This is a genomic window from Agrobacterium sp. CFBP 3001, from assembly GCF_027871605.1.
Taxonomy (GTDB): Bacteria; Pseudomonadota; Alphaproteobacteria; order Rhizobiales; family Rhizobiaceae; genus Agrobacterium; species Agrobacterium leguminum.
On record NZ_JAQAHD010000029.1, the window covers coordinates 1 to 21,581 of the forward strand.

The window sequence follows — 21,581 nt, forward strand, 5'->3', positions numbered from 1 at the left end:
CGACGCACCGATCGGCTTCTAAACCCGCCACCAGACAAACCCAGAAACCAAAACCAGATGGCCTTCCAATGGCCGCAAATTTAAACCGGACAGTAGTGGGACAAGCCCGAGGATGACGGAGGAGAGGCTTTAGCAAGCCCCTTTACGACATAATCAACCCACCATCGACATTGATCGTCTGGCCGGTGATATAGGCCGCGTCGTCGGAAGCCAGAAACGCCACCAGTGCGGCGACTTCGGCGGGCGTTCCGGCGCGGCGCATGGGGATGTTGCGCACCCATTCGGCCATCAGTTCGCCGGGCTTGTACTCACCCAGCATCTGGCCCCAGACGCGGTCGTTATAGTCCCACATTTCGGTGTGGATGATGCCTGGGCAAATGGCGTTGACGGTAATGCCTTCCGGCGCGAGTTCCTTGGCAAGGCTCTGCGTCAGGCCGACGACGCCGAACTTCGAGGCGGCGTAATGCGGGGTATAGATGAAACCCTGCCGCGCCTGACCGGAGGCGGTGTTGACGAGGCGGCCCTTGGTGCCGCTTTCGCGGAAGCGGCGGATCGCCTCCTGGCAGCAGAGGAACGCGCCCTTGGTATTGACGTCGAGATTGAAATCCCACTGTTCCTGCGTCAGTTCCTCGATCTTCGAAATGGTGATGACGCCGGCGTTCTGGACGGAGATGGAAAGCGGGCCGATCGCCTCTTCGGCGGCACCATAGGCCTCGCGCACCGCTGCCGCATCCCGAACGTCGAGGATCACGCCATGGGTGACGCTGCCGGTTTCGTCAGCGAGTTTTTTCGCGGTGTCCTGCGTGTCTTTGTCGACAGAGGCGATGGCGACTTTCGCGCCTTCCTCGGCAAAACGGCGGGCGATGCCGTAACCGATGCCCTTGTTGCCTCCGGTCACGAATACGGATTGACCTTCAAAGCGCCTCATGTCTCCTCCTTTATGGGATTTTGGCTATGTTTCCTGGCCGACCAGTCGTTCGGCGGTGAATTTGTCGGTGACGAGCACGTCGATCACACCGGTTCTGAGCGCACCGGCAATCGCCTCGGTCTTTTTCGAACCGCCGGCGAGCGCAATGACACGGTCGACATTGGAGAGGTTTTCCAGCGGCAGGCCGATGACCCGGTCGTCGAGCGGAGTCTTCACCGGTTTGCCGTCCTTGTCGAAGAAGCGCAGCGAGATGTCGCCGACCGCACCTGCCTGCGCGAGATCGGCGAGTTCCTTGGCGGAAAAGATGTTGCCGGAACGGGCGAGAAGCTCCGACGGCTCGACCGCACCGACGCCGACGACGGCGAGGGTGATCGACCCGAAGAGATCGATTGTTTCGCGCACGAAGGGATCGGCGAGCATCAACAGCTTCGCCTCGCGGGATGTGGCGACGCCCGGTACCGGCAGCAGTTTCGGTTCAGCCTCCGTCAGCCGCGCCAGACGCGTGGTGATCTGGGTCGCATGCGTCTGTACCGATGGGTCGCCCATGCCTCCCAGCGTCTGCACGATATAGCGCGCCTTGGCGCCTTTTAGCGGGTGGATGTTTTCCACCATCTTGAAGATCGTCTGGCTCCAGCTGGAAACACCGATGATCTCGTTCTGCGACAGTGTCACCTCGAGAAAATGCGCCGCCGCTTCGCCAATGCGGGCCATGATCGCGCCGTCGCGATCTTCGCTGCAATCGACAACGATGGCTTCCGGCAGGTCGAAACGTTCGCGCAGTTGCGCTTCCAGATCGCTATAGGTACCGGGCGGCGGAATGATGCTGGTGCGGACGATGCCTTCCGCCTCGGCGCGCTTCAACATGCGCGAGACGGTGGCTTGCGAGAGATTGAGATGCTGGGCGATTTCCGCCTGACGTTTGTGCTCGCTGAAATACATCTGCGCCACGCGGGAAATCATTCGAAGTTCGTTTAGCCTGCCCATAAGCCCTCCAGGGTGAATTTTTATTCACCATTACCCGAGGTTACAGGCAAGGTCGAGCGGGCAATCGCATCGCGCCAGATGCCGAGCTGCTGGCTGTTTTCGCTCGCGGACGGCGCGATGGTGTTGCCGTTGCTGTTCAGGGCCGCGATGGCATCGAGATCGCTCCAGACACCGAGGGCGAGGCCGGCGAGATAGGCGGCACCCAGTGCCGAGGCTTCCGGCGCGTCACGCTGGATGACGGGGTGTTGCAGCATGTCGGCCACGCATTGCATCAGGAAACGATTCTGGCTCGGGCCGCCATCCACGAACAGGCGCCCGAAACCGGAAGGCGACTGCGCGCGCATGGCGGCGAAGACGTCATGGACCTGAAAGGCGATGGAATCGGTGACGGCGCGGGCCATCTGGGCACGCGTGGTGCTGAAATTGATCTGGGAGAAAAGCGCACGCGCATTGGTATCCCAATAGGGTGCGCCAAGGCCAACGAAGGCTGGGACGAAGCCGGGGCCGTTTGGCTCAGCAGTGGCGGCCAGCTCGACAAGGGCGCTGACATCCGGCAGGCCGAGTATCTCCGTCATCCAGGGCAGGGAGGCGGCCGAAACGAGAATATTGCCCTCGAAGGCGAAGGTCGGTTTGCCGCCGAGCCGCCATGCGACGGTGGTGGTGATGCCGCGTTCGGGCGCGATGAAATGCGGCAGGGTTGTCATGACCGAGGAGCCGGTGCCGAAAGTGACCTTGCCATCGCCCGGATTGAAGGCGCCATGGCCGAAGAGAGCAGCGTGGCTGTCGCCGATGGCGGCGAGGATCGGCGTGCCGTCCTTGATGCCGGGAACGCCTGATGTGACGCCAAAATCGCCGCTGCTGTCGCGCAGATCGGGCAGGGCGTTGATGTCGATGCCGAAGAGCTCGCAAAGCTCATCGCTCCAGACCTGCCGGTTTAGATCGAGTACCTGGCTGCGGGCGGCGTTGGAGGCATCGCAGGCATGCACCTTGCCGCCGGTGAAGCAATGGATGAGCCAGCTGTCGATGGTGCCGATACGGAGCCTGCGGCCCTTCGGGGCGCGCTCCAGCAGCCAGCGCATTTTTGCGCCCGGAAACATCGGGTCGATCGGCAGGCCGGTCAGCGCCATGACGCGCTCGGAATGGCCCTTCTCGATCAGTTCGGCGCAATCCTGCGCCGTGCGGCGGCATTGCCAGCTGAGCACCGGGCCGAGCGGCTCGCCGGTTTCGCCATCCCAGATGGTTACGGATTCGCGCTGGTTGGAAATGGCGATGGCCGCGACATCGACGGCGGAGGGTGCGGCGGCGAGGCAGGCGGAGATTGCTTCGCAGACCGAGGCCCAGATGCGCTGCGGTTCCTGTTCCACCCAGCCGGGCTGCGGATAGGCGATGCCGACCGGTGATGAGCCGCGCGCCAGCAGTTCTCCGCTTTCCGAGACGAGAATGGCCTTGGAATTGGTGGTGCCCTGATCGATGGACAAAATGGCGCGCATCATGGGAGTCTTTCGTCGGCAGTTTTCGTTTCCGCCTTGCGGCGATTAAACGACGATATTGCAGAAAAGGTGTCGCCGCGCATCCGAAGACACGCGACGACTCTGGGAGGAGACTTTATTTTCTCTTGATCAGCGCTTCGGCCGCATCCGCAATGGCGGCCGGCGCCATGCCGAATTCATCGAGCAACCATTCGGCAGAACCCGTATGGGCGAAGACGCCCGGAACGCCGAGGCGCTTCATCGGTACGGGGGCCTGTTCGACCACGACTTCGGCAATGGCCGAGCCGAGGCCGCCGAAGATCGAATGTTCCTCGGCCGTCAGGATCGCGCCGGTTTCCTTTGCTGCTGCGACGATGGCCGCCTCATCGATGGGACGCACGGTCGCCATGTTCAAAACCCGAGCCTTGATGCCGCGGCTGGCCAGAATATCGGCGGCCTTGACGATGCGGTGGGTCAGCGTGCCGTTGGCGATCAGCGTGACGTCGGAACCTTCACGCAGCAGGTTGGCGCGGCCGAGTTCGAAGACATGGCCCTCCGGGAGCAGATCCGGCACGCCGACGCGCGACAGGCGCAGGAAGCACGGGCCGGCATAGTCTGCTGCCCATTTGACGGCGGCCGCCGTCTCGATGCGGTCGCAGGGGGCGATGACCGGCAGGTTCGGCAGAACGCGGGTCCAGGCGAAATCCTCGATGGAATGATGCGTCGGGCCGAGTTCGCCATAGGCCATGCCCGAGGATATGCCGATCAGCTTCACATTGGCGTTGGAATAAGCAAGGTCGGCCTTGATCTGCTCCAGCGCGCGGCCGGTGAGGAAGCAGGATGCGCCGCAGACGAAGGGCAACTGGCCGCCATTGGCGAGACCGGCGCCAACGCCGACCATGTTCTGTTCGGCGATACCGACATTGACGAGGCGCTCGGGGAATTTCGACTTGAAGCCGCCGAGCTTCGAGGAGCCGACCGAATCGTTGCAGACGGCGACGACCCTGTCATTGCCGGCGGCCAGCGCTTCCAGCGTTTCCGCGAAGGCGTCGCGGCAGTCATAAAGCTTGGCGGCGGTTACGGGCGCGTTCATCACAATGTCTCCGAAAGTTCTTTGACGGCGATTTCATATTGTTCCCTGCTCGGAACCTTATGGTGCCAGTCGACGCGGTCCTGCATGAAGGAAATGCCGTGGCCCTTGTTGGTGTGGGCGACGATGCAATGCGGGCGGTCGCCGCGATGCTCCAGCGCCGGCACGACTTCCGCCATGGCATTGCCGTTGATTTCGCTGACTTCCCAGCCGAAAGCCTCGAGCTTCGGGCGAAGCGGCGCGACATCATTGGTTTCCGAAAGCGCCGCACCCTGCTGGAAGCGGTTGTGATCGACGATCAGCGTCAGGTTGTTCAGGCCGAACTGTGCGGCGGACATGATGGCTTCCCAGTTGGAGCCTTCCTGCATCTCGCCGTCGCCGGTCATGACATAGGTGTGGTAGTCCGCACCGGAAAGCTTGGCCGCCTTGGCCATGCCGACGGCAACCGGCAGTCCGTGACCGAGCGGGCCGGTATTGGTTTCCACACCCGGCACCTTGTTACAGTTCGGATGCCCGTTGAGGCGCGAATTCGGCTGCAGGAAGGTCGAGATTTCCTCTTCCGGGATGAAACCGCGCTTGGCCAACGTCACATACAGCGCGCAGGCCGTATGGCCCTTGGAAAGCACGAAGCGGTCGCGGGCAGGGTTCTTCGGATCATCCGGCCAGATGCGCAGGACGCGGAAATAAAGGGCCGTCATGATGTCGATAGCCGACATTTCGCCGCCGACATGGCCCGCACCCGCTTCAAAAACAGCCTGTACGTCGCGAAGGCGAATCTGGCGCGCAATGCGCTCTAGCTCCTGGGACTGCATGGAATCCTCTTCAAAACATGTGTGTGAATATTTATACAGCTATTTATATAATTGCAGAGATGGCGTTTCTGTCAAGATGGAATTGCGGATTCTCTTGTTTCAATCCGTGCTGGTTATTTCTGCCACTACATTCGCATTCACGGTGAAGAGCATCTCCACAGCCCTCATTCCTGTGCTTGTCACAGGAATCCAGTCAGCCCAAGTCCTTGGGCTGAAAGGGCTCTTCCCGCCGCGCAGACGCGCGTCGACTGGATTCCTCTGACGAGCACAGGAATGAGTAGAGAGGCGGCAGGCTGAAAGCCGCCTGTCCTTGTTCACGGCAGGCCTCGCCATTAACGCCCTATTGACAACCTTCTCGAAACTGGCTTATGCATGTTTCACCGATGATGAATAATTATTCTAATCGGTTTAAAAAATGCAAGACAGTCACCGGGAGGAGCCATGTCCGCGATTGAACGCAATGAGGGGGTCACGCACACCAGGAGCCCGCTTGCCTGGTTGAGCGGAGCGACCGGACCTCTTTTGGGCCTGCTGCTGCTCTGCGTGTTTCTGACCTTCGCCAGCGAGAATTTCCTGTCGCTGCGCAATGGGCTCAACATTCTCGACCAGATCACCGTTCTCGGCATCATGGCCGTCGGCATGACCTTCGTTATCCTGCTTGGCGGCATCGATCTGTCTGTCGGCTCGGTTTTGGCGCTGTCGATGATGATCATGGGCTGGACGGCCAATGTGGCGGGCATGCCGATGGGCATGGCCATCGTGCTGGCGCTGATCGCGTCCGCCGCCTGCGGCCTCGTAGTCGGTATTCTCGTCACTGCCTTCCGCGTGCCGGCCTTCATCGCCACGCTGGCCATGATGTCGGTGGCGCGCGGTCTCGCCAACATGATCACCGATGGACAGCAGATTGTCGGTTTCCCTGACTGGTTCATGATGCTGGCAATCGACCGCCATTTCGGCGTGCTGACAGCGACCGTGCTTTTGATGCTCGTCGTCGTTCTGGTTTCCTGGTTGTTCCTGCGCTTCCGTTCGGAAGGCCGGACGGTCTATGCGGTCGGCGGTAACCCGGAAGTGGCGCGCCTTGCCGGCATCAATGTGCCGCTGGTGACGATCTGCGTTTATGTCGCCTGTGCAGTTCTTGCCGGTCTCGCCGGCATCGTTCTTGCGGCACGTCTCGACTCGGTACAGCCCTCCAGCGGCTTCGGTTACGAGCTGGATACGATTGCGGCCGTCGTCATCGGCGGAACCTCGCTTTCGGGCGGTGCGGGCGGCATCGGCGGAACGCTGATCGGCGTGCTGATCATCGGCGTGCTGCGCAACGGCCTCAACCTGCTCAACGTCTCTCCCTTTTTGCAGCAGGTCATCATCGGTGTCGTCATCGTGCTGGCCGTGGGTGCTGAAACCCTGCGCCGCCGCAGAAGCTGAATTTGCCTGCGGACGGTGCTGAGCCGTCCGCGCAATAAACGACCCTCCTTATTGGGGAGGCGTGAAATAAACGGCCGGAGGGGAGGAGGTTCGATCTGCCCGAAGGTCAACAATCAACAAATGGAGGAATAATCATGAAATTTTCACGCATTCTGCTGACATCCGCTGCCCTTCTCGCCCTGTCGCTCGGCTCCGCCAATGCCGCCGAAGTCAAGAAGATCGGCCTTGCCGTCGCCAATCTGCAGGCGAACTTCTTCAACCAGATCAAGCAGGCCGTTGAGGCCGAAGCCAAGACGCGCGGCATTGCAGTCGTCACCGTCGATGCCAAGGGCGATGGCCCGACGCAGGTGAACCAGATCCAGGATCTGCTGACCCAGAATATCGATGCGCTGATCTATATTCCGGCCGGTGCCGCTGCCGCGACCGTTCCGGTAAAGCTTGCCAAGGCCGCCGGCGTTCCGGTCATCAACATCGACCGCAATGCCGATGGCGCGCCGGGCGATACCTTCCTCGCCACCGATTCCGTCGCCTCCGCCAAGGCGGTTTGCGATTACATCATCAAGCAGGCCGGCGGTTCGGGCAAGATGGTCATCATCCACGGCCAGAAGGGCACGACGCCGGAAGTGGACCGCACCAAGGGCTGCATGGAGTCGGTGAAGGCCAATTCCGGCGTGAAGATCGTTGCGGAACAGTGGTCCAACATGTGGAGCCAGGATGAAGGCTTCCAGATCATGCAGAACATGCTGCAGGCCAATCCGGATGTTTCCATCGTCTTTGCACAGGCCGACGGTCTGGCGCTCGGCGCGGCGCAGGCGATCAAGGTCGCCAACCCTTCGCAGAAGATCGTCGTTGGCGGCTTTGATGGTGATACGGCAGCGCTTGAGGCGCTGAAGAACGGCGTCTTCGACGTGACCGCGACGCAGCAGACCCAGAAGATGGGCCGCATGGCTGTCGAGATGGCCGTCAAGATCGTCGGCGGTGAGAAGGTTCCGGCAGTGCAGCTTTCCGATGCGACGCTGACCACCAAGGAAAATGTCGAAGGCTTCATCGCCAACCATCCCTGATGCATCCGCCCCGCGCGTCCGCTGGGATGCGCGGGGCATTCATTGGTTTGTCTTTATGCAATTTGGACACAAGGCTGTGGCGGATCTCCGCCGCGATCATGTCCTGGGAGGTCCCGTCATGCGCGAGCCGGTTCTTTCGCTCCGTGGCATCAGCAAACGTTACGGTCCGCTCGAGGTCCTGAAAAACGTCGATCTCGACGTTTATCCCGGCGAAGTGGTGGCCCTGCTGGGTGAAAACGGCGCGGGCAAGTCCACGCTGTCAGGCATCATCGCCGGTTCGCGCGAGCCGTCCGAAGGCACGATGACATGGCTCGGCCAGCCCTATGCACCGTCTTCGCCGCGAGAGGCGATAGACAAGGGTATCGTCCTCATCCATCAGGAATTGAAGCTCCTGCCGGAGCTTTCCATCGCCGAAAACGTGTTCATTGGCCGCTGGCCGATGAAGAACGGCGTTGTCGACCGTGCCGAGATGGTGCGCAGAGCCCAGCAGCAATTGGCGCGTCTCAACCTTCACATTCCCGCGACCCGCAAGGTGGCGGGTCTTTCGACTGCCAATCAGCAGCTGATTGAAATCGCCAAGGCGCTGGCGCTGGACGCCAAACTTCTGATCCTCGACGAGCCAACGGCGGCACTTGGCGGCGCGGAAACGCAGGCGCTGTTCGAGCAGGTGCGCAAGCTGCGCGCCGAGGGCGTGGGCATCATCTATATTTCTCACCGCATGGAAGAGATCAAACAGATCACCGACCGCATCGTCGTGTTGCGCGATGGCGAGCGGGTGCATGAATTCGCCGATAGCGCGACGCCGGTACGAACCATTGTCGAAAGCATGGTCGGCCGCTCGCTGGAACGCCTGTTTCCGACGCTGCCGGAACCGCAGGACAAGGTGGTGCTGGAGGTCAAGGGGCTGACCGGCGCGACCAATGCCTTCCGCGACATTAGCTTCGGCGTTCGCGCCGGTGAAATTCTCGGTATTGCCGGTCTTATCGGCGCGGGACGCACCGAACTGGTGCGGGCCATTTCCGGCGCCGATCCGACGAGTGCGGGTGAGGTGCTGCTGGATGGCAAGGTGCTGACGCTGAAAAGCCCGGCGGATGCGATTGCAAAGGGCATCGTCATGGTGCCGGAAGACCGCAAATTGCAGGGGCTGGTGGTGGAGCACGAGATCGGCGAAAACCTGATCTATGCCAATCTCGACCGCGTAGGCACCGGCTGGATCACGCCGCGTATCAAGCGCGCCTTTACCAAGGAGGCCATCGCCAAGTTTGGCGTGAAGGGCCGTAGCGAACAGCCGGCATCTGATCTTTCCGGCGGCAACCAGCAGAAGGTGGTCATTGCCAAATGGCTTGCCCGCAATCCGCGCGTGGTGGTGCTGGACGAGCCGACGCGCGGCATCGATGTCGGCGCGCGGGCGGGCATTTACGATATCATCGTCGATCTGGCCAAAAGCGGCGTGGCCGTCATCGTCGTCAGCTCCGATCTCGAGGAGGTGCTGGGCGTTTCGAACCGCATCCTCGTGCTTGCGCAGGGAAAACAGGCCGGCATCCTCAACCGTGACGAAGCAAACGACGTCTCGGTCATGGAACTGGCGACCATCTGAAGAAGGAAACAGAAATGTCCACCATCACCCTCAACGCGCCGAAACTGTTCGATCTTTCCGGCCAGGTGGCGCTCGTCACCGGCGCCGGTTCCGGCATCGGCCAGCGGATCGCCATGGGGCTTGCCCAGTCCGGCGCCAATGTCGCGCTGCTTGACCGCCGCACCGATGACGGCCTAGCGCAGACGGCCGATTTCATCGCCAAGGCCGGGCGCAAGTCGATCCAGATTGCCGCTGACGTGACCAGCAAAGAGGCGTTAACCGATGCGGTTGCGCGTACTGAGGCGGAGCTTGGCGCGCTTTCACTCGCCGTCAATGCGGCCGGCATCGCCAATGCCAATCCTGCCGAGGAGATGGAGGAAAGCCAGTTCCAGACGATGATGGACATAAACCTGAAGGGCGTTTTCCTGTCCTGCCAGGCGGAAGCCAATGCCATGCTGAAGAACGGGCGCGGCGCAATCGTCAACATCGCCTCCATGTCCGGCGTCATCGTCAATCGCGGGCTGATGCAGTGCCACTACAATGCCTCGAAGGCGGGTGTCATCCACATGTCGAAATCCATGGCGATGGAGTGGGTGGGTCGCGGCATCCGCGTCAACACCATCTCGCCCGGTTACACGGCGACGCCGATGAACACGCGGCCGGAAATGGTGCACCAGACGAAGCTCTTCGAAGAACAGACGCCGATGCAGCGCATGGCGGGCGTCGATGAGATGGTCGGTCCGGCGATCTTCCTGCTCTCCGATGCGGCGAGCTTCGTGACGGGCGTGGATCTACTGGTGGATGGTGGTTTCTGCTGCTGGTAGGGTTTTCGACGCGGTAGCGCTGAGGTGGATGATGGGGCGCGCCAGACCTATGGGTCAGGCTGACGCGGCTTTTCCCTCCGTCACCCCGGACTTGATCCGGGGTCCAGCGCGATCAAGTCTTTGATCGCAAAATACTCTTCTCACGGCGCAGACGCGCCGTGGCTGGATGCCGGATCAAGTCCGGCATGACGGAAGAGGACCAGACGGTTTCACAGGCATCACGCCCGGCTTGCGCCGGGCGTTTTTGTATTCACACCGCGAGCAGCAGCTCAAGCGACCTGCTTCTGCGCGACTTCCTCGACAACCTCGCCCTTGAGGTAAGCAACAAGGTCCTTGATCGTCACGACCAGCAGGCCGTGGCGTTCGGCGAAGACTTCGAGCTGGGGCAGGCGGGCCATGGTGCCGTCGTCATTGGCGACTTCGCAGATGGTGCCGCAGGGATATTTGCCGGCGAGGCGGCAGAGGTCCACAGCTGCTTCGGTGTGCCCGGTGCGGCCGAGAACGCCGTGCGGGTTGGCGCGCAGCGGGAAGATGTGGCCGGGGCGGGCGAAATCTTCCGGGCGCGATTCTTCCGATACCAGCGCACGCACTGTCTTTGCGCGGTCGGCGGCGGAAATGCCGGTGGTGGTGCCCGGAATATAGTCCACCGAGACGGTGAAGGCCGTCTTGAGGGATTCGGTGTTGCGCGACACCATCAGCGGAATATCGAGCGCATCGAGACGCTCGCCCGGCATGGCGACGCAGATCAGCCCGCGCGCATGGTTCATCATGAAGGCGATCTGCTGTGGGGTGATGCTGTCGGAGGCGGCGATGATATCGCCTTCATTTTCGCGGTCTTCGTCGTCAACCACAATCACCATCTCACCACGGGAAATGGCTTCGATCGCGTCTTCAATTTTGGCAATGGTCATTTTCTTTCAAGCCTTTCAAGGGTTATGCCGTTTTGCGGCATTTTCGCGCTTCGAGAAGCGCCAAATATCCCTTGGGCGAACAATGCAATTCGAAGCCCGCTCACGCGCGGGCGTCCTATGCCTTGTCCTCTTCCATCCGGACTATACCGTCGGCTCCGGCCTCTCACCGGATCTGCTGACCTTCCGGCTTTGGAGACCGGAAGCGCTCGCGGGCTCCGGGAAAAATCCCGATACCGCCGGTGGGGAATTGCACCCCGCCCTGAGAACAGAACCAACATAAATTATCAAATGGGAAGGAATCAAGGGGCAATGGTTCGTTGGGCGGGTGCCGGGCAGAAAGAAATCTCTTGGAAAGGCGTTTCTACGAGCATTTTAGTTCCGCCCGTTTCAGGTCGAGTTCCTACTGTGTTTTTCTATCGAGACCGATTTGATATTGGCGGCGCAATCTTGGCCAGTTCGCCATCTGAAGTATCGTATTTATGTTGTTAATATTGGCGTCTTGTGATTTTTATATTGTCATTATCGCAATATGTATTTTCTTATATTTAAGGGAATTGTTGCATGTCAGCGACGCAGCAAATATCTGAAAGCCCGCAATTGCTTGCCGCGTTGGTCGCGGCTTCTACAGCGTTCACGCTGTGGATACTTGGACAATTTGTAGCGGTGGGCGTAGGATTCTGGAAAAAATCGCGAGAAAAAGAGAAATTCATTCGGTCCCTGTATGCGGAAATCGACTTTAATACAGCCGATATGGCGATCTTCCTTGCCGCACCTATTTCCTATGTGACTTTCAGGGAACGCATCAAGGAAAACAAAGATTTCGTCCCGCATATTACAGATGCGCGTCACACCCATTTTTATCTGAAGAATATCGATTCCATATCGGCCACTGGAAGAGAGTATATTGGCGATGTCGTCTATTTCTATGGTGTTCTGGATAAAATCCGCGCCAAGATAGATGGAATATACCGTAAGAGTTTCACCAATATTTCACTCGAGGGTCGGGAGAGTGCCATTCGTAGCCTCTACGAGCACGCGGAAGAGGCAAAGAAAACCGGCGAGAAGCTTTTGCAGACAATGGAAGGAAAATACAGGGGATACAAACTAAAGCGAAAAATCCGTTCGCCGGGCATCTCAAAAAACCAAAAAGCGCCGAAACCATAGTTCGACGCTTCGCTTCTCTACAGTGGAAGGACGTTTAGATCAAAGTAGGATAGGATCTGGACCGATCATGTTGAGAACTCCTGCGTTGAATATGTAATCTTGTCTCATGGTCAATGCGGCCTGTCAATGATTTGCCGAGGTGGCGGTATTTTTCGAGATAAGCCACTGCTTCAGCGGGTCAGCGTTGATCAACCCTTTCCTCGTTACTTCACATATATTGTGATGGGGGCGTTTGATCGCAAGATAAGGTGCCTTCTCCGAGAGCAGCTTACCGATCCCGCAATCGCAATTCATCGGTCTGCATCTGCAGCGAACCGAGCGTCGACAGGAAGCTCATGCCGAGCAGGCTTTGGCCCAATTGGCCATCCTGCGCGACGAGGGCGGGGATGTTGCGTCGCATGATCGGGCCAATGCTGATTTCCGAAAGGGTGACGGGTGCTGCCGCCGTGCGGCCATTCGCGGTCATCACCGGTACGGTATAGCGGAGATTTGCGGTGTCGATGCCGATTGCGGTCGCATCCGCATTGGCGAGCACCACGGAACTTGCACCGGTATCGACCAACATGTGGATCGTCTTGCCCTCGACGCCGACATTCGCTTCGAAATGGCCGCTCATCGATTTGTGCAGGACGATTTCCTGTTCGCCGCCGGCTGTCGTCACCACCACGGCGCGGCCGGGCATCAGGCCGCCCAGCAGCCGGTCTCCGAAGGATTGCAGGTCGTAGCGATAGAGATAGAGCGAGACGAGGCCGAGAATGATGACGAGCCAGACGGCGAGCTGGCGGATGACGGTGCCGAAACTGCCGCGTCTTCCCGCCAGAATGCCGGCGGATAATAGGCCGGCAATGGGCAGAAGATAAAGCACGTGGGCGAATTGATCATTGTCGATGCCGAGCGTTCGGCCGCCGTCGTGATTGATGAGAAGCAGGCCAAGGCCGACGGCCAGCAGGAGGAGAACGATGGTCAGCCTGTTCATGCGGTATGCGTCTCCTTGGCGGTCTCGGGCAGGTTTGCCAGTCTTTGCGGCAGCAACCGCATGATTTCGCGGCGCTTCTCGTCGCTATACCCCGTCCAGCCACCGATTTCATCCAGCGTCCGTCCGCAGCCGATGCAGAGGCTGCTGGTTTCATCGAGGCGGCAGATATGAATGCAGGGTGTTTCCATGATGATTTATATCAGGCCGTCACGCCGCAAGGGCAAGGGCGATGAGGGTAACGATCTCCGTGATCTGCTGGCAGGCGCCGATGGTGTCGCCGGTATGGCCACCGATCTTGCTGTCGCAGAGCCTGCCGAAAAGGACGGCCGCCAGAAAGGCTGCCGCCAGCACGAGGGCAATCGACAGAAGCGGCAGGGCGTGCAGCGTGAAGAGTGTGAAAAGCAGCAGCCCGATCACCAGCGCGATGTTGCGCTCGCTTGAGCCTGGCTGGCCGGCGCCGGCGGCGATGCCGGAGGTTTTGGCGGCAGGCAGGGACTGCCAGTGCCACACCATCAGGGCGCGGCTCAGGACAAGTGCGGCGATCAGGGCGGCGGCGGCGGTTTTTGCCGGCAGCGTCTCAATGAGCGAGGCGAGTGCGGTGGCGCGAAGCGCGAAGGACAGGATCATGGCAATAGTGCCATAGCTGCCGATCCGGCTGTCCTTCATGATCTCAAGCATGCGCGCCTTCTCCTTGCCGCTGCCGAAACCGTCGGCCATGTCGGCCAGACCGTCTTCATGCAGAGCCCCCGTGATGAGCGCCGTCAGGCCAATGACGAGCCAGCCGGTGAGCTGCGGAGAGGCGTCGAAGGCTGCGAAAACCACAATAAGGAAAGCGGCGGGCAGGGCGATCAGCAGGCCGGCGGCGGGAAAGGCGCGGGCGGTGCGGCGCATCGACACGCCGTCGGCATCATCGAAAAACCGCGAGGGAACGGGCAGGCGGCTCAGAAAGGCGAGGGAATGCATGACATCTGTTATAAAATCCCCGGCCTTCATGCTCTCTCCGTTGCAGTCGCTGCATTTCCGGTTGTTCCGCGGCGCATCCGCGATTATGAGAGGCGCAACAAAGACCGATTTGCCGGAAAACACAAGTTCCGGACGCATGAGCCGATGCGACAGCCAACCCGACGACGAGAAAGACAGATATCATGAGCATGAGCGGATTGCCCTTCGACGATTTCCGCGCGCTGCTGCGCGAGCTTCCCGGCCCGGATACGCACGCGCTTGTGGCGGCCAAGGAGCGCAATGCGCAGCTGACCAAGCCTGCCGGTTCGCTCGGACGTCTCGAAGAAATCGCCATGTGGCTAGCGGCATGGTCCGGCCGTTCTCCGGCCGTCACCCGCCCGCTGGTGGCGATCTTCGCCGGCAATCATGGCGTTACCCGGCACGGCGTTACGCCCTATCCGACATCCGTGACCCAGCAGATGGTGGAAAATTTCGCGGCAGGCGGTGCGGCGATCAACCAGATCTGCGTTGCAAACGATCTTGGCCTGAAGATCTTCGATCTGGCGCTCGATTACCCGACCGGCGACATTACCTGCGAGCCCGCGCTTTCCGAGCGCGACTGCGCCGCCACCATGGCCTTCGGCATGGAGGCGATTGCCGGCGGCACCGATCTTCTCTGCGTCGGCGAAATGGGTATCGGCAACACCACCATTGCGGCGGCGATCAATCTCGCGCTTTATGGCGGCACGGCGGAAGAATGGACCGGTCCGGGGACCGGTTCGGAAGGCGAAGTCATGGCCCGCAAGATCGCGGCGGTGAAGGCAGCGGTGGAGTTCCACAAGGATCATCTGTCCGATCCGCTGGAGATCATGCGCCGTCTCGGCGGACGCGAGATCGCAGCGATTGCCGGCGCCATCCTTGCTGCCCGCGTGCAGCGCATTCCCGTGCTGATCGACGGTTATGTGGCGACGGCCGCTGCCGCTCTCCTCAAGGCCGCCAATCCTGCGGCGCTCGACCATTGCCTGATCGGCCATGTCTCGGGTGAGCCCGGGCATCTGGCCGCCATCGAAAAGCTCGGCAAGACGCCGCTTCTGGCGCTTGGCATGCGGCTCGGCGAAGGCACGGGGGCAGCGCTTGCCGCCGGCATCGTCAAGGCCGCCGCCGCCTGCCATTCCGGCATGGCGACATTCGAAGCGGCGGGTGTGGACACCCGCATCAGCTCCCGCACCGACCATTGAGGCTGAAGATGGACGTGACGCCGCAAAAGAAGCAACCGGAACCCGCCTTTCGCAAGGAAAAAGGCTGGCGGCATCTTTTTGCCGCGGCGCGCTATTCCGTGCAGGGGCTTGGCCGGCTGTGGCAGGAAGCGGCGTTCCGGCATGAGGTTCTCGCCTTCGGCGTCGGGCTTGCCCTTCTTCTGATCGTCGGCGCACCCTTTGCCCATCTTCTCGTCTTTACGGTGTTGATGCTGTTGCTGTTTTCGGTGGAAGCGCTCAATACCGCCATCGAAGAGCTGGTGGACCGCATTTCGCCGGAAATCTCCTCGGTCGGGCGGCACGCCAAGGACCTCGGCTCCTTTGCCGTCTTCTGCCTGTTGATGGCGAACGGATTTTTCGTGCTGTATTCGCTGGTAACGACGCTGTTCTTCTGAAGTTCTAAGCCTCAAGGCATTTCAGGACGGAAAACCCGGGGGCCACTTTTCCTGGAAATTCCTCAAGCGAAGGACCGGCGGCGCGGCTGGATGGCGTGGGTTTCTTCCACGGCCGGCAGGCTTTGCAGCACGCGTTTGGCTGGCAGGATGGCGATGCCTTCGGTGCCCTCGCGCAGTTTCGATTTCAGGATGAACTGGCCGTCATGCTTGGCGAGAATGGCCTGAACGATGGGCAGGCCAAGGCCGGTTCCCTGTTCGGCGCTCTTGATCGCGATCGATCCCTGACCGAAGGCGGACAGCACCACGGGAATTTCATCTTCGGGAATGCCGGGTCCGTTATCCCTGATCGAGACATATTGGCCGCCGCCTGCCGTCCAGCCCGCCTTCACGAGGATTTCGCCGCCCTGCGGCGTGAATTTCACGGCGTTGGACAGCAGATTGAGGATGACCTGGCGGATGGATTTCTCATCGGCCCAGACCTGCGGCAGGCTGTTTTCGAACTGCTGGGAAATTTTGATGTTCTTGGCGCGGGCGCGGAGCTGGATCATGCCGATGCAATCCTCGGCAATTTCCAGCATCGAGATCGCTTCTTCGTTGAGGTCATAGCGGCCGGCCTCGATGCGCGACAGGTCGAGGATTTCGTTGATGAGATCAAGCAGATGCTGGCCGGAGCGATGGATATCGCCGGAATATTCCTTGTAGAGCGGATTGTTGAGCGGGCCGAGCACCTCTGATGACATGACCTCGGAGAAGCCGAGAATGGCGTTGAGCGGCGTTCTGAGCTCGTGCGACATGGAGGCGAGAAAGCGCGATTTCGCCAGATTGGCTTCTTCCGCGCGCCGCCGCGCCTCGTCGGACACCGAATTGGCGACTTCGAGTTCGGCGATCAGGTCGTCCTTTTCCGTCTGCGAGGAGAGGAGCTTGATGCTGGTCTGGTAAAGCCGGCTGGTGATGCGATGACAGAAGAGGATGGCCATGCCGAACATCAGCGCGAGACCGACATCGAAAGGATTGCGCGAAATGGCCGAGGTCATGCAGAGAGCCGCCAGCACCGGCAAAAAGGTCATGAAGGTCGCCCGCCGCAGCATGAAATTGGCCATGGCGGTGAGCGAAAGCGCGATCAGCAGCGTCGAGCCCTTGAAGAAAAGTACGAGCGTCGGGTCGTTGCGCACCGGTTCGGCCAGCGCAAACATCGCCCAGGCGCAGCCGATGAGGATCTGCATGCCGAGGAAGAGACTTTTCCAGTGCTGAAGATTGTCGGCCGTGATTTCCTGTTTTGCCGCCCGCTTGGCCAAGAGCAGGGAAAAGGCGTGGAAGCTCAGCGCAATCAGCGACCAGATGATCAGGCTGATGTCGCGCGTTATATAAAGGCCGATGATGGAGGCGAGCAGGATGAAAAGCGGCATGATCATCGCGCCCTGCAGGGTTTCGGCGATGTGCATGGTCAGCATTTCGCGTTCATAGGCGTCGCTTGCGCCGGCCCCCTGCTGCAGGCGTTCACGCGTCGTCTTCACCGTGTCGAAGACCGCCTTGTTGCGGTGCTTTTTCGACCGGTCGACGATGATCTTGTCGGTGGACGTGCTGACGCTTTTACTCATTGTTACAACGCAGGGTGACATGAACCCTTGCAGACTACGCGCAAAATCTTAAGAAGATGCTGCCGTGAAAGGATTTGTTTGCCATTTCTGACAAGGGTTTGTTGTTACATGAGACGAAATGGAGGCAAGGGCAGGCGGTTTTCGGCATTTCGCGATGGCGGGCTTTTTCTCGCCACGGTTTTTCTCGGCATTCTGATCGCGGCCAAGCTCGACCAGATCAACAGCGAAACCTATAGCGGCCGCTTCTTCGTGATCGATGGCGATACGCTGTCGAAGGGTGAGGAACGTTTCCGGCTGCTCGGCATCGATGCGCCGGAGCTTTCGCAGACATGCCTGCGCGGCAGCGAAAGCTGGCCGTGCGGTGAGGAAGCGCGTCGTGTCCTGCAAAAGCTGGCCGGGGCTGTGGATTTTTCCTGTTCCGGCAGTTCCAGGGACCGTTACGGGCGGCTGCTGGTTTATTGTTCCGCCGGCGGCAGGGATGTCTCATCGGAAATGGTGTCGGCGGGTTTTGCCGTCGCATCCGGTTATTTCCAGTTCTCCAGCGAGCAGGCGGCGGCGCGCAGGCAGGCACGCGGCATCTGGGCGGGAGAATTCGAGAAACCGTCGCAGTGGCGGCGGGAACACCGTGCCGCGGATCTGGAAACGCCGGCGGCGGGTTTCCTCACCATTGTCCGTCATCTTCTGGGGTGGGATCATGGTTGAAGGAGAGAAGGGCGCGTGTGATGACGGGCTGGACGTATTGCGCGGCGAAATCGCCCGTTGTCGTCTCTGTCGCGACAAGCCGCTCAGGGGAATGGCCGATCGCCTGCCGCACGAACCCCGGCCGGTGGTCGTCATGTCGACCAAGGCGCGCATCCTGATTGCCGGGCAGGCGCCGGGGCTTCGCGTGCATGAAACGGGGCTGCCGTTCAATGATGCCTCGGGCGACAGGCTGCGCCAATGGCTGAACGTCGACCGGCAGACATTCTATGATCCGGATCGTTTCGCCATCGTGCCCATGGGCTTCTGTTTTCCCGGTTATGACGAAAAAGGCAGCGACCTGCCGCCCCGGCGCGAATGCGCGCCGCAATGGCGTGAGCGGGTAATAATGGCGATGCCGCAGGTGGAGCTGATCCTCGCCATCGGCCAATATGCGCAGGCTTTTCATCTGGGTGAAAGGCGGCGCAAGACCATGACGGAAACGGTGCAGGACTGGCGCGGCTTTCTCCATGCCAATTCCGGCCCCGGCATTTTTCCCCTGCCGCATCCAAGCTGGCGCAATACCGGCTGGCTGAAAAAGAACCCATGGTTCACCGAGGAACTGCTGCCGGTTCTGCGACAACATGTGGAAATGCGGCTTTAGTGAAACAATTTTCTGTTTTTCTGCAAAAATTAGTGTATTGAAAGGAAATTAATTCAGGAGGATAGACGCATTGGATCGCCTAGACCGTAAGATTTTGCGCATTCTGCAAGAGGATTCCACGCTGGCCGTTGCCGATCTGGCGAAAAAGGTCGGCCTTTCCACGACGCCCTGTTGGCGGCGTATCCAGAAGATGGAGGAAGACGGCGTTATTCGCCGGCGCGTGGCGCTGCTCGATCCGGTCAAGGTAAACACGAAGGTCACGGTTTTCGTCTCCATCCGCACCGCCTCCCATTCCATCGAATGGCTGAAGCGTTTCTCCGAGGTGGTTTCCGAGTTTCCGGAAGTCGTCGAATTTTATCGCATGAGCGGCGATGTCGATTACCTGCTGCGCGTCGTTGTGCCCGATATCGCGGCCTATGACGCCTTCTACAAGCGCATGATCGCCAAGATCGAAATTCGCGACGTGTCCTCCGCCTTCGCGATGGAGCAGATCAAATATACGACCGAGCTGCCGCTCGACTACATGCTGCTGGACAATCCGAAATCCGGCGAGGAGTGATCCGCCGCCGGCCAGTTTTTCGACCAATGCCCTTCCGGTTGCCGGGGAGGGCATTTTCATTTGCGGGTCGTTTTTCCCGTCGATCTGGCCCGCCAAGGGCTGATCCAGCCGGAAGGTCCATCCCGGTAGCCGCCGCCGGGGCACGACAATTCTATTCCACCCATCGTGGCAAATTCGCACATTCAATTCTCCCGGAGCTGTCTGCGCGCAAACTGCGATTTTGATAAAATCTCTCGAATATCTACGCTTTTACTGTCGAAGGATGGAATAGCGAGGGATATCCATATGCTTACACGACGCGGAACATTGGGACTGATTGCAGGTGCGACCGGGGCGGTGTTTCTGCCGCATATCCGGCGGGCGAGTGCCGCAACCGCCACATTGCGGATTGGCTGGCAGAAGAATGGCGTGATAGCGCTCGCGAAAAGCCAGGGCGCGCTCGAAGCATTGCTGAAGGATCGCGGCATCGAGGTCAAATGGTCGGAATTCTCCTCCGGGCCGCCGCTTCTTGAAGCGCTGGGTGCCGGCGCGCTGGATATCGGCCCAACCGGCGATGTGCCGCCGCTTTTCGCGCAGGCCGCCGGCGGCAATCTGCGTTATGTGGGCACTTACAAAGCGGCGGCCGGCGGTTCGGCCATCCTTGTGCAGAAAGATTCGCCGCTGAAGACGCTGGAAGACCTGAAAGGCAGAAAGGTCGCCTTCAAGCGTGGCTCCAGCGCCCATAATGTCACCGTCAAGGCGTTGCGAAAGGCAGGGTTGACGTTGAACGACATTACGCCGGTCGATCTTGCCCCGCCGGATGCGGCCGCCGCCTTCCGCAGCGGCAGCATCGATGCCTGGTCGATCTGGGATCCCTATTTCGCCGTGGCGGAAAAAGAGCCGACGACGCGGGTTCTTTCGACCGCCGAAGGCATCGTCGATCCGTGGAGCTATTTCCTTGCCAATGGCGATTTCGTGGAGGCCAATCCCGATCTCGTGCCACTGATCCTCAAGGAACTGGCGAATGTGGGTGCGAAAGCGCAGGCCAATATCGATGCAACGGCAAAGTCGCTGGCGTCGATCACCGGCGTTCCCGAGGATGTCACCAAGGTCTCGCTGACGCGGCCGGGCGCCGATCTCGGGCGGGTTTCGCTGGTTCCGGATCAGGCCATCGCCTATCAGCAGGCGCTTGCGGATGAGTTCTACGATCTGAAGATCGTGCCGAAGAAACTCAACGTGGCGGATATCGTCTGGCGGCCGAAGGCGAGCTGAGCGGGTCGGAAAAGGTGAGTCTCTTCAACCTGCTGGCGGGTGTTGCTAAGAGGTTGATTCAGGAAAATGCCATTCTTGCCGCATAGGGCGAGCCCGTGCCGCTTGTTTCTTCTCCCCGCCGGGGAGAAGAAATCTGCCGAAACGTCGGGGGCACAAGCCTCCTATGTCGCATCAGCCCTTGAGCTTGGCAATCACCAGGTGGCCGGGCGTCGGATTGCCGTCCTGCATGCGCACGTTGATGTCGGTCACCTCGAGAACCTCGAAACCGGTCGCGGCCAGTCTTTCGCGGACATAGGTTTCCGCATGGGCGAAACGCTGGTGCGGGCCGACCATATAGGGGCGTCCGGCCAGGGTTTCTTCGGGCAGGGTTTCCGACGAGAAGATCAGCAGGCCGCCGGCATTGAGGTTTTCGGCGGCGCCGAAAAACAGCGGCTCCAGCGCGCCGAGATAGGGCAGCACATCGGTGGCGGTGATGATGTCGAAAGGCTCGTCGTCATTATCCTCGAGAAAATCCTCGGCTTCGGCGACGTAGAGCGTCTCGTAGAGGTCCTTCTCATGGGCGATCTCGACCATGTTTTCGGAAATGTCGATGCCGGTGATATCGTCGGCCATGTCGCGTAGCGCTTCACCGGTGAGGCCTGTGCCGCAGCCGAGATCGAGCAGGCGCTTGAAGGGGCCGAGGTTCAGCGTCTGCAGCCGCTGGCGCACCATCATCGGCACGGCATAACCGAGCTGTTCGACAAGAATATCCTCGAAAGCTTCGGCATGCTGGTCGAACAGGGTTTCGACATAGGCGTCGGGCGCCTTTGGCGGGGTTTCGCCCCGGCCCATGGCGGCGATGCGAACGGCCGCTCCACCGTGATCGTCGGGATCGATGGCCAGAACTTCTTCATAGGCCTTCACCGCCGCGTCCACATCGCCGGCTTTTTCAAGCGCGAGCGCGCGGTTATAGGCCTCGGCAAGCGCCTCTTCGTCGATTTTCTGGTTCTTGGTCATCGCGCCTTATCCGTCAGCATCT

Annotated in this window: 22 protein-coding genes and 1 riboswitch; of the genes, 11 read left to right on the forward strand and 11 right to left on the reverse strand. The window is 60.3% G+C overall.

The genetic code is table 11. From position 1 onward, the window contains the following. Nucleotides 1-142: 142 nt before the first annotated feature. The 5 genes from PH605_RS23045 to PH605_RS23065 form a co-directional block, all read right to left on the reverse strand. Entirely contained in the window at nucleotides 143-928 is a 786-nt protein-coding gene (locus PH605_RS23045) for an SDR family oxidoreductase (RefSeq protein ID WP_142846406.1), read from the reverse strand. Nucleotides 929-952: 24 nt separating this feature from the next. After that, nucleotides 953-1,912 (reverse strand): sugar-binding transcriptional regulator, encoded by a 960-nt coding sequence (locus PH605_RS23050; RefSeq protein ID WP_161988008.1) that lies wholly within the window; start codon nucleotides 1,910-1,912, stop codon nucleotides 953-955. A gap of 20 nt (nucleotides 1,913-1,932) precedes the next feature. Continuing rightward, nucleotides 1,933-3,402, reverse strand: coding sequence for an FGGY family carbohydrate kinase (locus PH605_RS23055; RefSeq protein ID WP_142846412.1), 1,470 nt, complete (start codon nucleotides 3,400-3,402; stop codon nucleotides 1,933-1,935). A 115-nt stretch (nucleotides 3,403-3,517) separates the two neighbouring features. After that, nucleotides 3,518-4,474: a transketolase family protein gene (locus PH605_RS23060; protein WP_142846404.1), complete on the reverse strand. Its 957-nt coding sequence runs from the start codon at nucleotides 4,472-4,474 to the stop codon at nucleotides 3,518-3,520. Beyond that, nucleotides 4,474-5,283 carry a transketolase gene (locus tag PH605_RS23065; protein WP_078052753.1) on the reverse strand — a complete coding sequence of 270 codons (810 nt, stop codon included), beginning with the start codon at nucleotides 5,281-5,283 and terminating at the stop codon, nucleotides 4,474-4,476. Before PH605_RS23065 ends, PH605_RS23060 begins: the two co-directional genes overlap by 1 nt. Before the next feature lie 441 nt (nucleotides 5,284-5,724). Between PH605_RS23065 and PH605_RS23070 the strand changes: the two genes are divergently transcribed. From PH605_RS23070 to PH605_RS23085, 4 genes are all read left to right on the forward strand, one after another. After that, nucleotides 5,725-6,705, forward strand: coding sequence for an ABC transporter permease (locus PH605_RS23070; RefSeq protein WP_065655910.1), 981 nt, complete (start codon nucleotides 5,725-5,727; stop codon nucleotides 6,703-6,705). 134 nt (nucleotides 6,706-6,839) lie between these two features. Continuing rightward, nucleotides 6,840-7,769 (forward strand): sugar ABC transporter substrate-binding protein, encoded by a 930-nt coding sequence (locus PH605_RS23075; protein WP_142846400.1) that lies wholly within the window; start codon nucleotides 6,840-6,842, stop codon nucleotides 7,767-7,769. A gap of 118 nt (nucleotides 7,770-7,887) precedes the next feature. Next, nucleotides 7,888-9,366: a sugar ABC transporter ATP-binding protein gene (locus PH605_RS23080; RefSeq protein ID WP_125147032.1), complete on the forward strand. Its 1,479-nt coding sequence runs from the start codon at nucleotides 7,888-7,890 to the stop codon at nucleotides 9,364-9,366. A gap of 14 nt (nucleotides 9,367-9,380) precedes the next feature. Beyond that, nucleotides 9,381-10,169 (forward strand): SDR family oxidoreductase, encoded by a 789-nt coding sequence (locus tag PH605_RS23085; RefSeq protein ID WP_035262232.1) that lies wholly within the window; start codon nucleotides 9,381-9,383, stop codon nucleotides 10,167-10,169. A gap of 269 nt (nucleotides 10,170-10,438) precedes the next feature. Here PH605_RS23085 and ribB read toward each other — a convergent pair whose 3' ends face one another. After that, a complete protein-coding gene (gene ribB, locus PH605_RS23090) occupies nucleotides 10,439-11,080 on the reverse strand; it encodes a 3,4-dihydroxy-2-butanone-4-phosphate synthase (RefSeq protein ID WP_142846398.1) in 642 nt (213 codons plus the stop codon). Between the two features lie 120 nt (nucleotides 11,081-11,200). Then, nucleotides 11,201-11,351: riboswitch (FMN riboswitch) on the reverse strand. A 290-nt stretch (nucleotides 11,352-11,641) separates the two neighbouring features. Between ribB and PH605_RS23095 the strand changes: the two genes are divergently transcribed. After that, a complete protein-coding gene (locus tag PH605_RS23095) occupies nucleotides 11,642-12,244 on the forward strand; it encodes a hypothetical protein (protein ID WP_125146930.1) in 603 nt (200 codons plus the stop codon). A gap of 268 nt (nucleotides 12,245-12,512) precedes the next feature. Here the strand turns inward: PH605_RS23095 and PH605_RS23100 are convergent, their stop codons facing one another. Genes PH605_RS23100 through PH605_RS23110 form a run of 3 tightly spaced genes read right to left on the reverse strand, consistent with a single transcriptional unit; the run spans nucleotide 12,513 to nucleotide 14,213 of the window. Continuing rightward, nucleotides 12,513-13,220, reverse strand: a complete 708-nt coding sequence (locus tag PH605_RS23100; protein WP_059760417.1) for a TIGR02281 family clan AA aspartic protease — start codon at nucleotides 13,218-13,220, stop codon at nucleotides 12,513-12,515. After that, nucleotides 13,217-13,408: a DUF1289 domain-containing protein gene (locus PH605_RS23105; RefSeq protein ID WP_142846396.1), complete on the reverse strand. Its 192-nt coding sequence runs from the start codon at nucleotides 13,406-13,408 to the stop codon at nucleotides 13,217-13,219. The genes PH605_RS23100 and PH605_RS23105 overlap by 4 nt, the downstream gene beginning before the upstream one ends. 19 nt (nucleotides 13,409-13,427) lie before the next feature. After that, nucleotides 13,428-14,213 carry an adenosylcobinamide-GDP ribazoletransferase gene (locus PH605_RS23110; RefSeq protein ID WP_142846394.1) on the reverse strand — a complete coding sequence of 262 codons (786 nt, stop codon included), beginning with the start codon at nucleotides 14,211-14,213 and terminating at the stop codon, nucleotides 13,428-13,430. Nucleotides 14,214-14,365: 152 nt separating this feature from the next. Between PH605_RS23110 and cobT the strand changes: the two genes are divergently transcribed. Beyond that, complete coding sequence (gene cobT / locus PH605_RS23115) at nucleotides 14,366-15,400, forward strand: nicotinate-nucleotide--dimethylbenzimidazole phosphoribosyltransferase (protein ID WP_003522166.1); 1,035 nt, start codon at nucleotides 14,366-14,368, stop codon at nucleotides 15,398-15,400. 8 nt (nucleotides 15,401-15,408) lie between these two features. Continuing rightward, nucleotides 15,409-15,813, forward strand: coding sequence for a diacylglycerol kinase (locus tag PH605_RS23120; protein WP_142846392.1), 405 nt, complete (start codon nucleotides 15,409-15,411; stop codon nucleotides 15,811-15,813). Between the two features lie 62 nt (nucleotides 15,814-15,875). Here the strand turns inward: PH605_RS23120 and pdhS2 are convergent, their stop codons facing one another. Further along, entirely contained in the window at nucleotides 15,876-17,411 is a 1,536-nt protein-coding gene (pdhS2, locus tag PH605_RS23125; protein WP_035262217.1) for a two-component system sensor histidine kinase PdhS2, read from the reverse strand. 108 nt (nucleotides 17,412-17,519) lie between these two features. On the opposite strand from pdhS2, the gene PH605_RS23130 reads away from it, so the two are divergent. The 4 genes from PH605_RS23130 to PH605_RS23145 all read left to right on the forward strand — a co-directional run bounded on the left by PH605_RS23130 (nucleotide 17,520) and on the right by PH605_RS23145 (nucleotide 20,563). Next, the gene (locus tag PH605_RS23130; RefSeq protein ID WP_142846390.1) at nucleotides 17,520-18,113 is read left to right on the forward strand and encodes a thermonuclease family protein; all 594 of its coding nucleotides are present in this window, start codon (nucleotides 17,520-17,522) and stop codon (nucleotides 18,111-18,113) included. Further along, complete coding sequence (locus PH605_RS23135; protein WP_142846388.1) at nucleotides 18,106-18,753, forward strand: uracil-DNA glycosylase family protein; 648 nt, start codon at nucleotides 18,106-18,108, stop codon at nucleotides 18,751-18,753. Before PH605_RS23130 ends, PH605_RS23135 begins: the two co-directional genes overlap by 8 nt. 70 nt (nucleotides 18,754-18,823) lie before the next feature. Then, nucleotides 18,824-19,312 (forward strand): Lrp/AsnC family transcriptional regulator, encoded by a 489-nt coding sequence (locus PH605_RS23140; RefSeq protein WP_003507846.1) that lies wholly within the window; start codon nucleotides 18,824-18,826, stop codon nucleotides 19,310-19,312. A gap of 285 nt (nucleotides 19,313-19,597) precedes the next feature. Next, the gene (locus tag PH605_RS23145; protein WP_078052761.1) at nucleotides 19,598-20,563 is read left to right on the forward strand and encodes an aliphatic sulfonate ABC transporter substrate-binding protein; all 966 of its coding nucleotides are present in this window, start codon (nucleotides 19,598-19,600) and stop codon (nucleotides 20,561-20,563) included. A 171-nt stretch (nucleotides 20,564-20,734) separates the two neighbouring features. On the opposite strand, the gene PH605_RS23150 is transcribed toward PH605_RS23145, so the two are convergent. Next, entirely contained in the window at nucleotides 20,735-21,559 is an 825-nt protein-coding gene (locus PH605_RS23150) for a class I SAM-dependent DNA methyltransferase (RefSeq protein WP_065655920.1), read from the reverse strand. Nucleotides 21,560-21,581 lie beyond the last annotated feature (22 nt).

Coding starts and splice junctions, on each gene's coding strand:
- PH605_RS23105 (WP_142846396.1), bottom strand. CDS start 13,408: ATGGAAACACCCTGCATTCATATCTGCCGCCTCGATGAAACCAGCAGC.
- PH605_RS23070 (WP_065655910.1), top strand. CDS start 5,725: ATGTCCGCGATTGAACGCAATGAGGGGGTCACGCACACCAGGAGCCCG.
- PH605_RS23110 (WP_142846394.1), bottom strand. CDS start 14,213: ATGAAGGCCGGGGATTTTATAACAGATGTCATGCATTCCCTCGCCTTT.
- PH605_RS23060 (WP_142846404.1), bottom strand. CDS start 4,474: ATGAACGCGCCCGTAACCGCCGCCAAGCTTTATGACTGCCGCGACGCC.
- PH605_RS23135 (WP_142846388.1), top strand. CDS start 18,106: ATGGTTGAAGGAGAGAAGGGCGCGTGTGATGACGGGCTGGACGTATTG.
- PH605_RS23075 (WP_142846400.1), top strand. CDS start 6,840: ATGAAATTTTCACGCATTCTGCTGACATCCGCTGCCCTTCTCGCCCTG.
- PH605_RS23145 (WP_078052761.1), top strand. CDS start 19,598: ATGCTTACACGACGCGGAACATTGGGACTGATTGCAGGTGCGACCGGG.
- PH605_RS23100 (WP_059760417.1), bottom strand. CDS start 13,220: ATGAACAGGCTGACCATCGTTCTCCTCCTGCTGGCCGTCGGCCTTGGC.
- PH605_RS23045 (WP_142846406.1), bottom strand. CDS start 928: ATGAGGCGCTTTGAAGGTCAATCCGTATTCGTGACCGGAGGCAACAAG.
- PH605_RS23095 (WP_125146930.1), top strand. CDS start 11,642: ATGTCAGCGACGCAGCAAATATCTGAAAGCCCGCAATTGCTTGCCGCG.
- pdhS2 (WP_035262217.1), bottom strand. CDS start 17,411: ATGAGTAAAAGCGTCAGCACGTCCACCGACAAGATCATCGTCGACCGG.
- cobT (WP_003522166.1), top strand. CDS start 14,366: ATGAGCATGAGCGGATTGCCCTTCGACGATTTCCGCGCGCTGCTGCGC.
- PH605_RS23130 (WP_142846390.1), top strand. CDS start 17,520: ATGAGACGAAATGGAGGCAAGGGCAGGCGGTTTTCGGCATTTCGCGAT.
- PH605_RS23080 (WP_125147032.1), top strand. CDS start 7,888: ATGCGCGAGCCGGTTCTTTCGCTCCGTGGCATCAGCAAACGTTACGGT.
- PH605_RS23055 (WP_142846412.1), bottom strand. CDS start 3,402: ATGCGCGCCATTTTGTCCATCGATCAGGGCACCACCAATTCCAAGGCC.
- PH605_RS23120 (WP_142846392.1), top strand. CDS start 15,409: ATGGACGTGACGCCGCAAAAGAAGCAACCGGAACCCGCCTTTCGCAAG.
- PH605_RS23065 (WP_078052753.1), bottom strand. CDS start 5,283: ATGCAGTCCCAGGAGCTAGAGCGCATTGCGCGCCAGATTCGCCTTCGC.
- PH605_RS23050 (WP_161988008.1), bottom strand. CDS start 1,912: ATGGGCAGGCTAAACGAACTTCGAATGATTTCCCGCGTGGCGCAGATG.
- ribB (WP_142846398.1), bottom strand. CDS start 11,080: ATGACCATTGCCAAAATTGAAGACGCGATCGAAGCCATTTCCCGTGGT.
- PH605_RS23150 (WP_065655920.1), bottom strand. CDS start 21,559: ATGACCAAGAACCAGAAAATCGACGAAGAGGCGCTTGCCGAGGCCTAT.
- PH605_RS23085 (WP_035262232.1), top strand. CDS start 9,381: ATGTCCACCATCACCCTCAACGCGCCGAAACTGTTCGATCTTTCCGGC.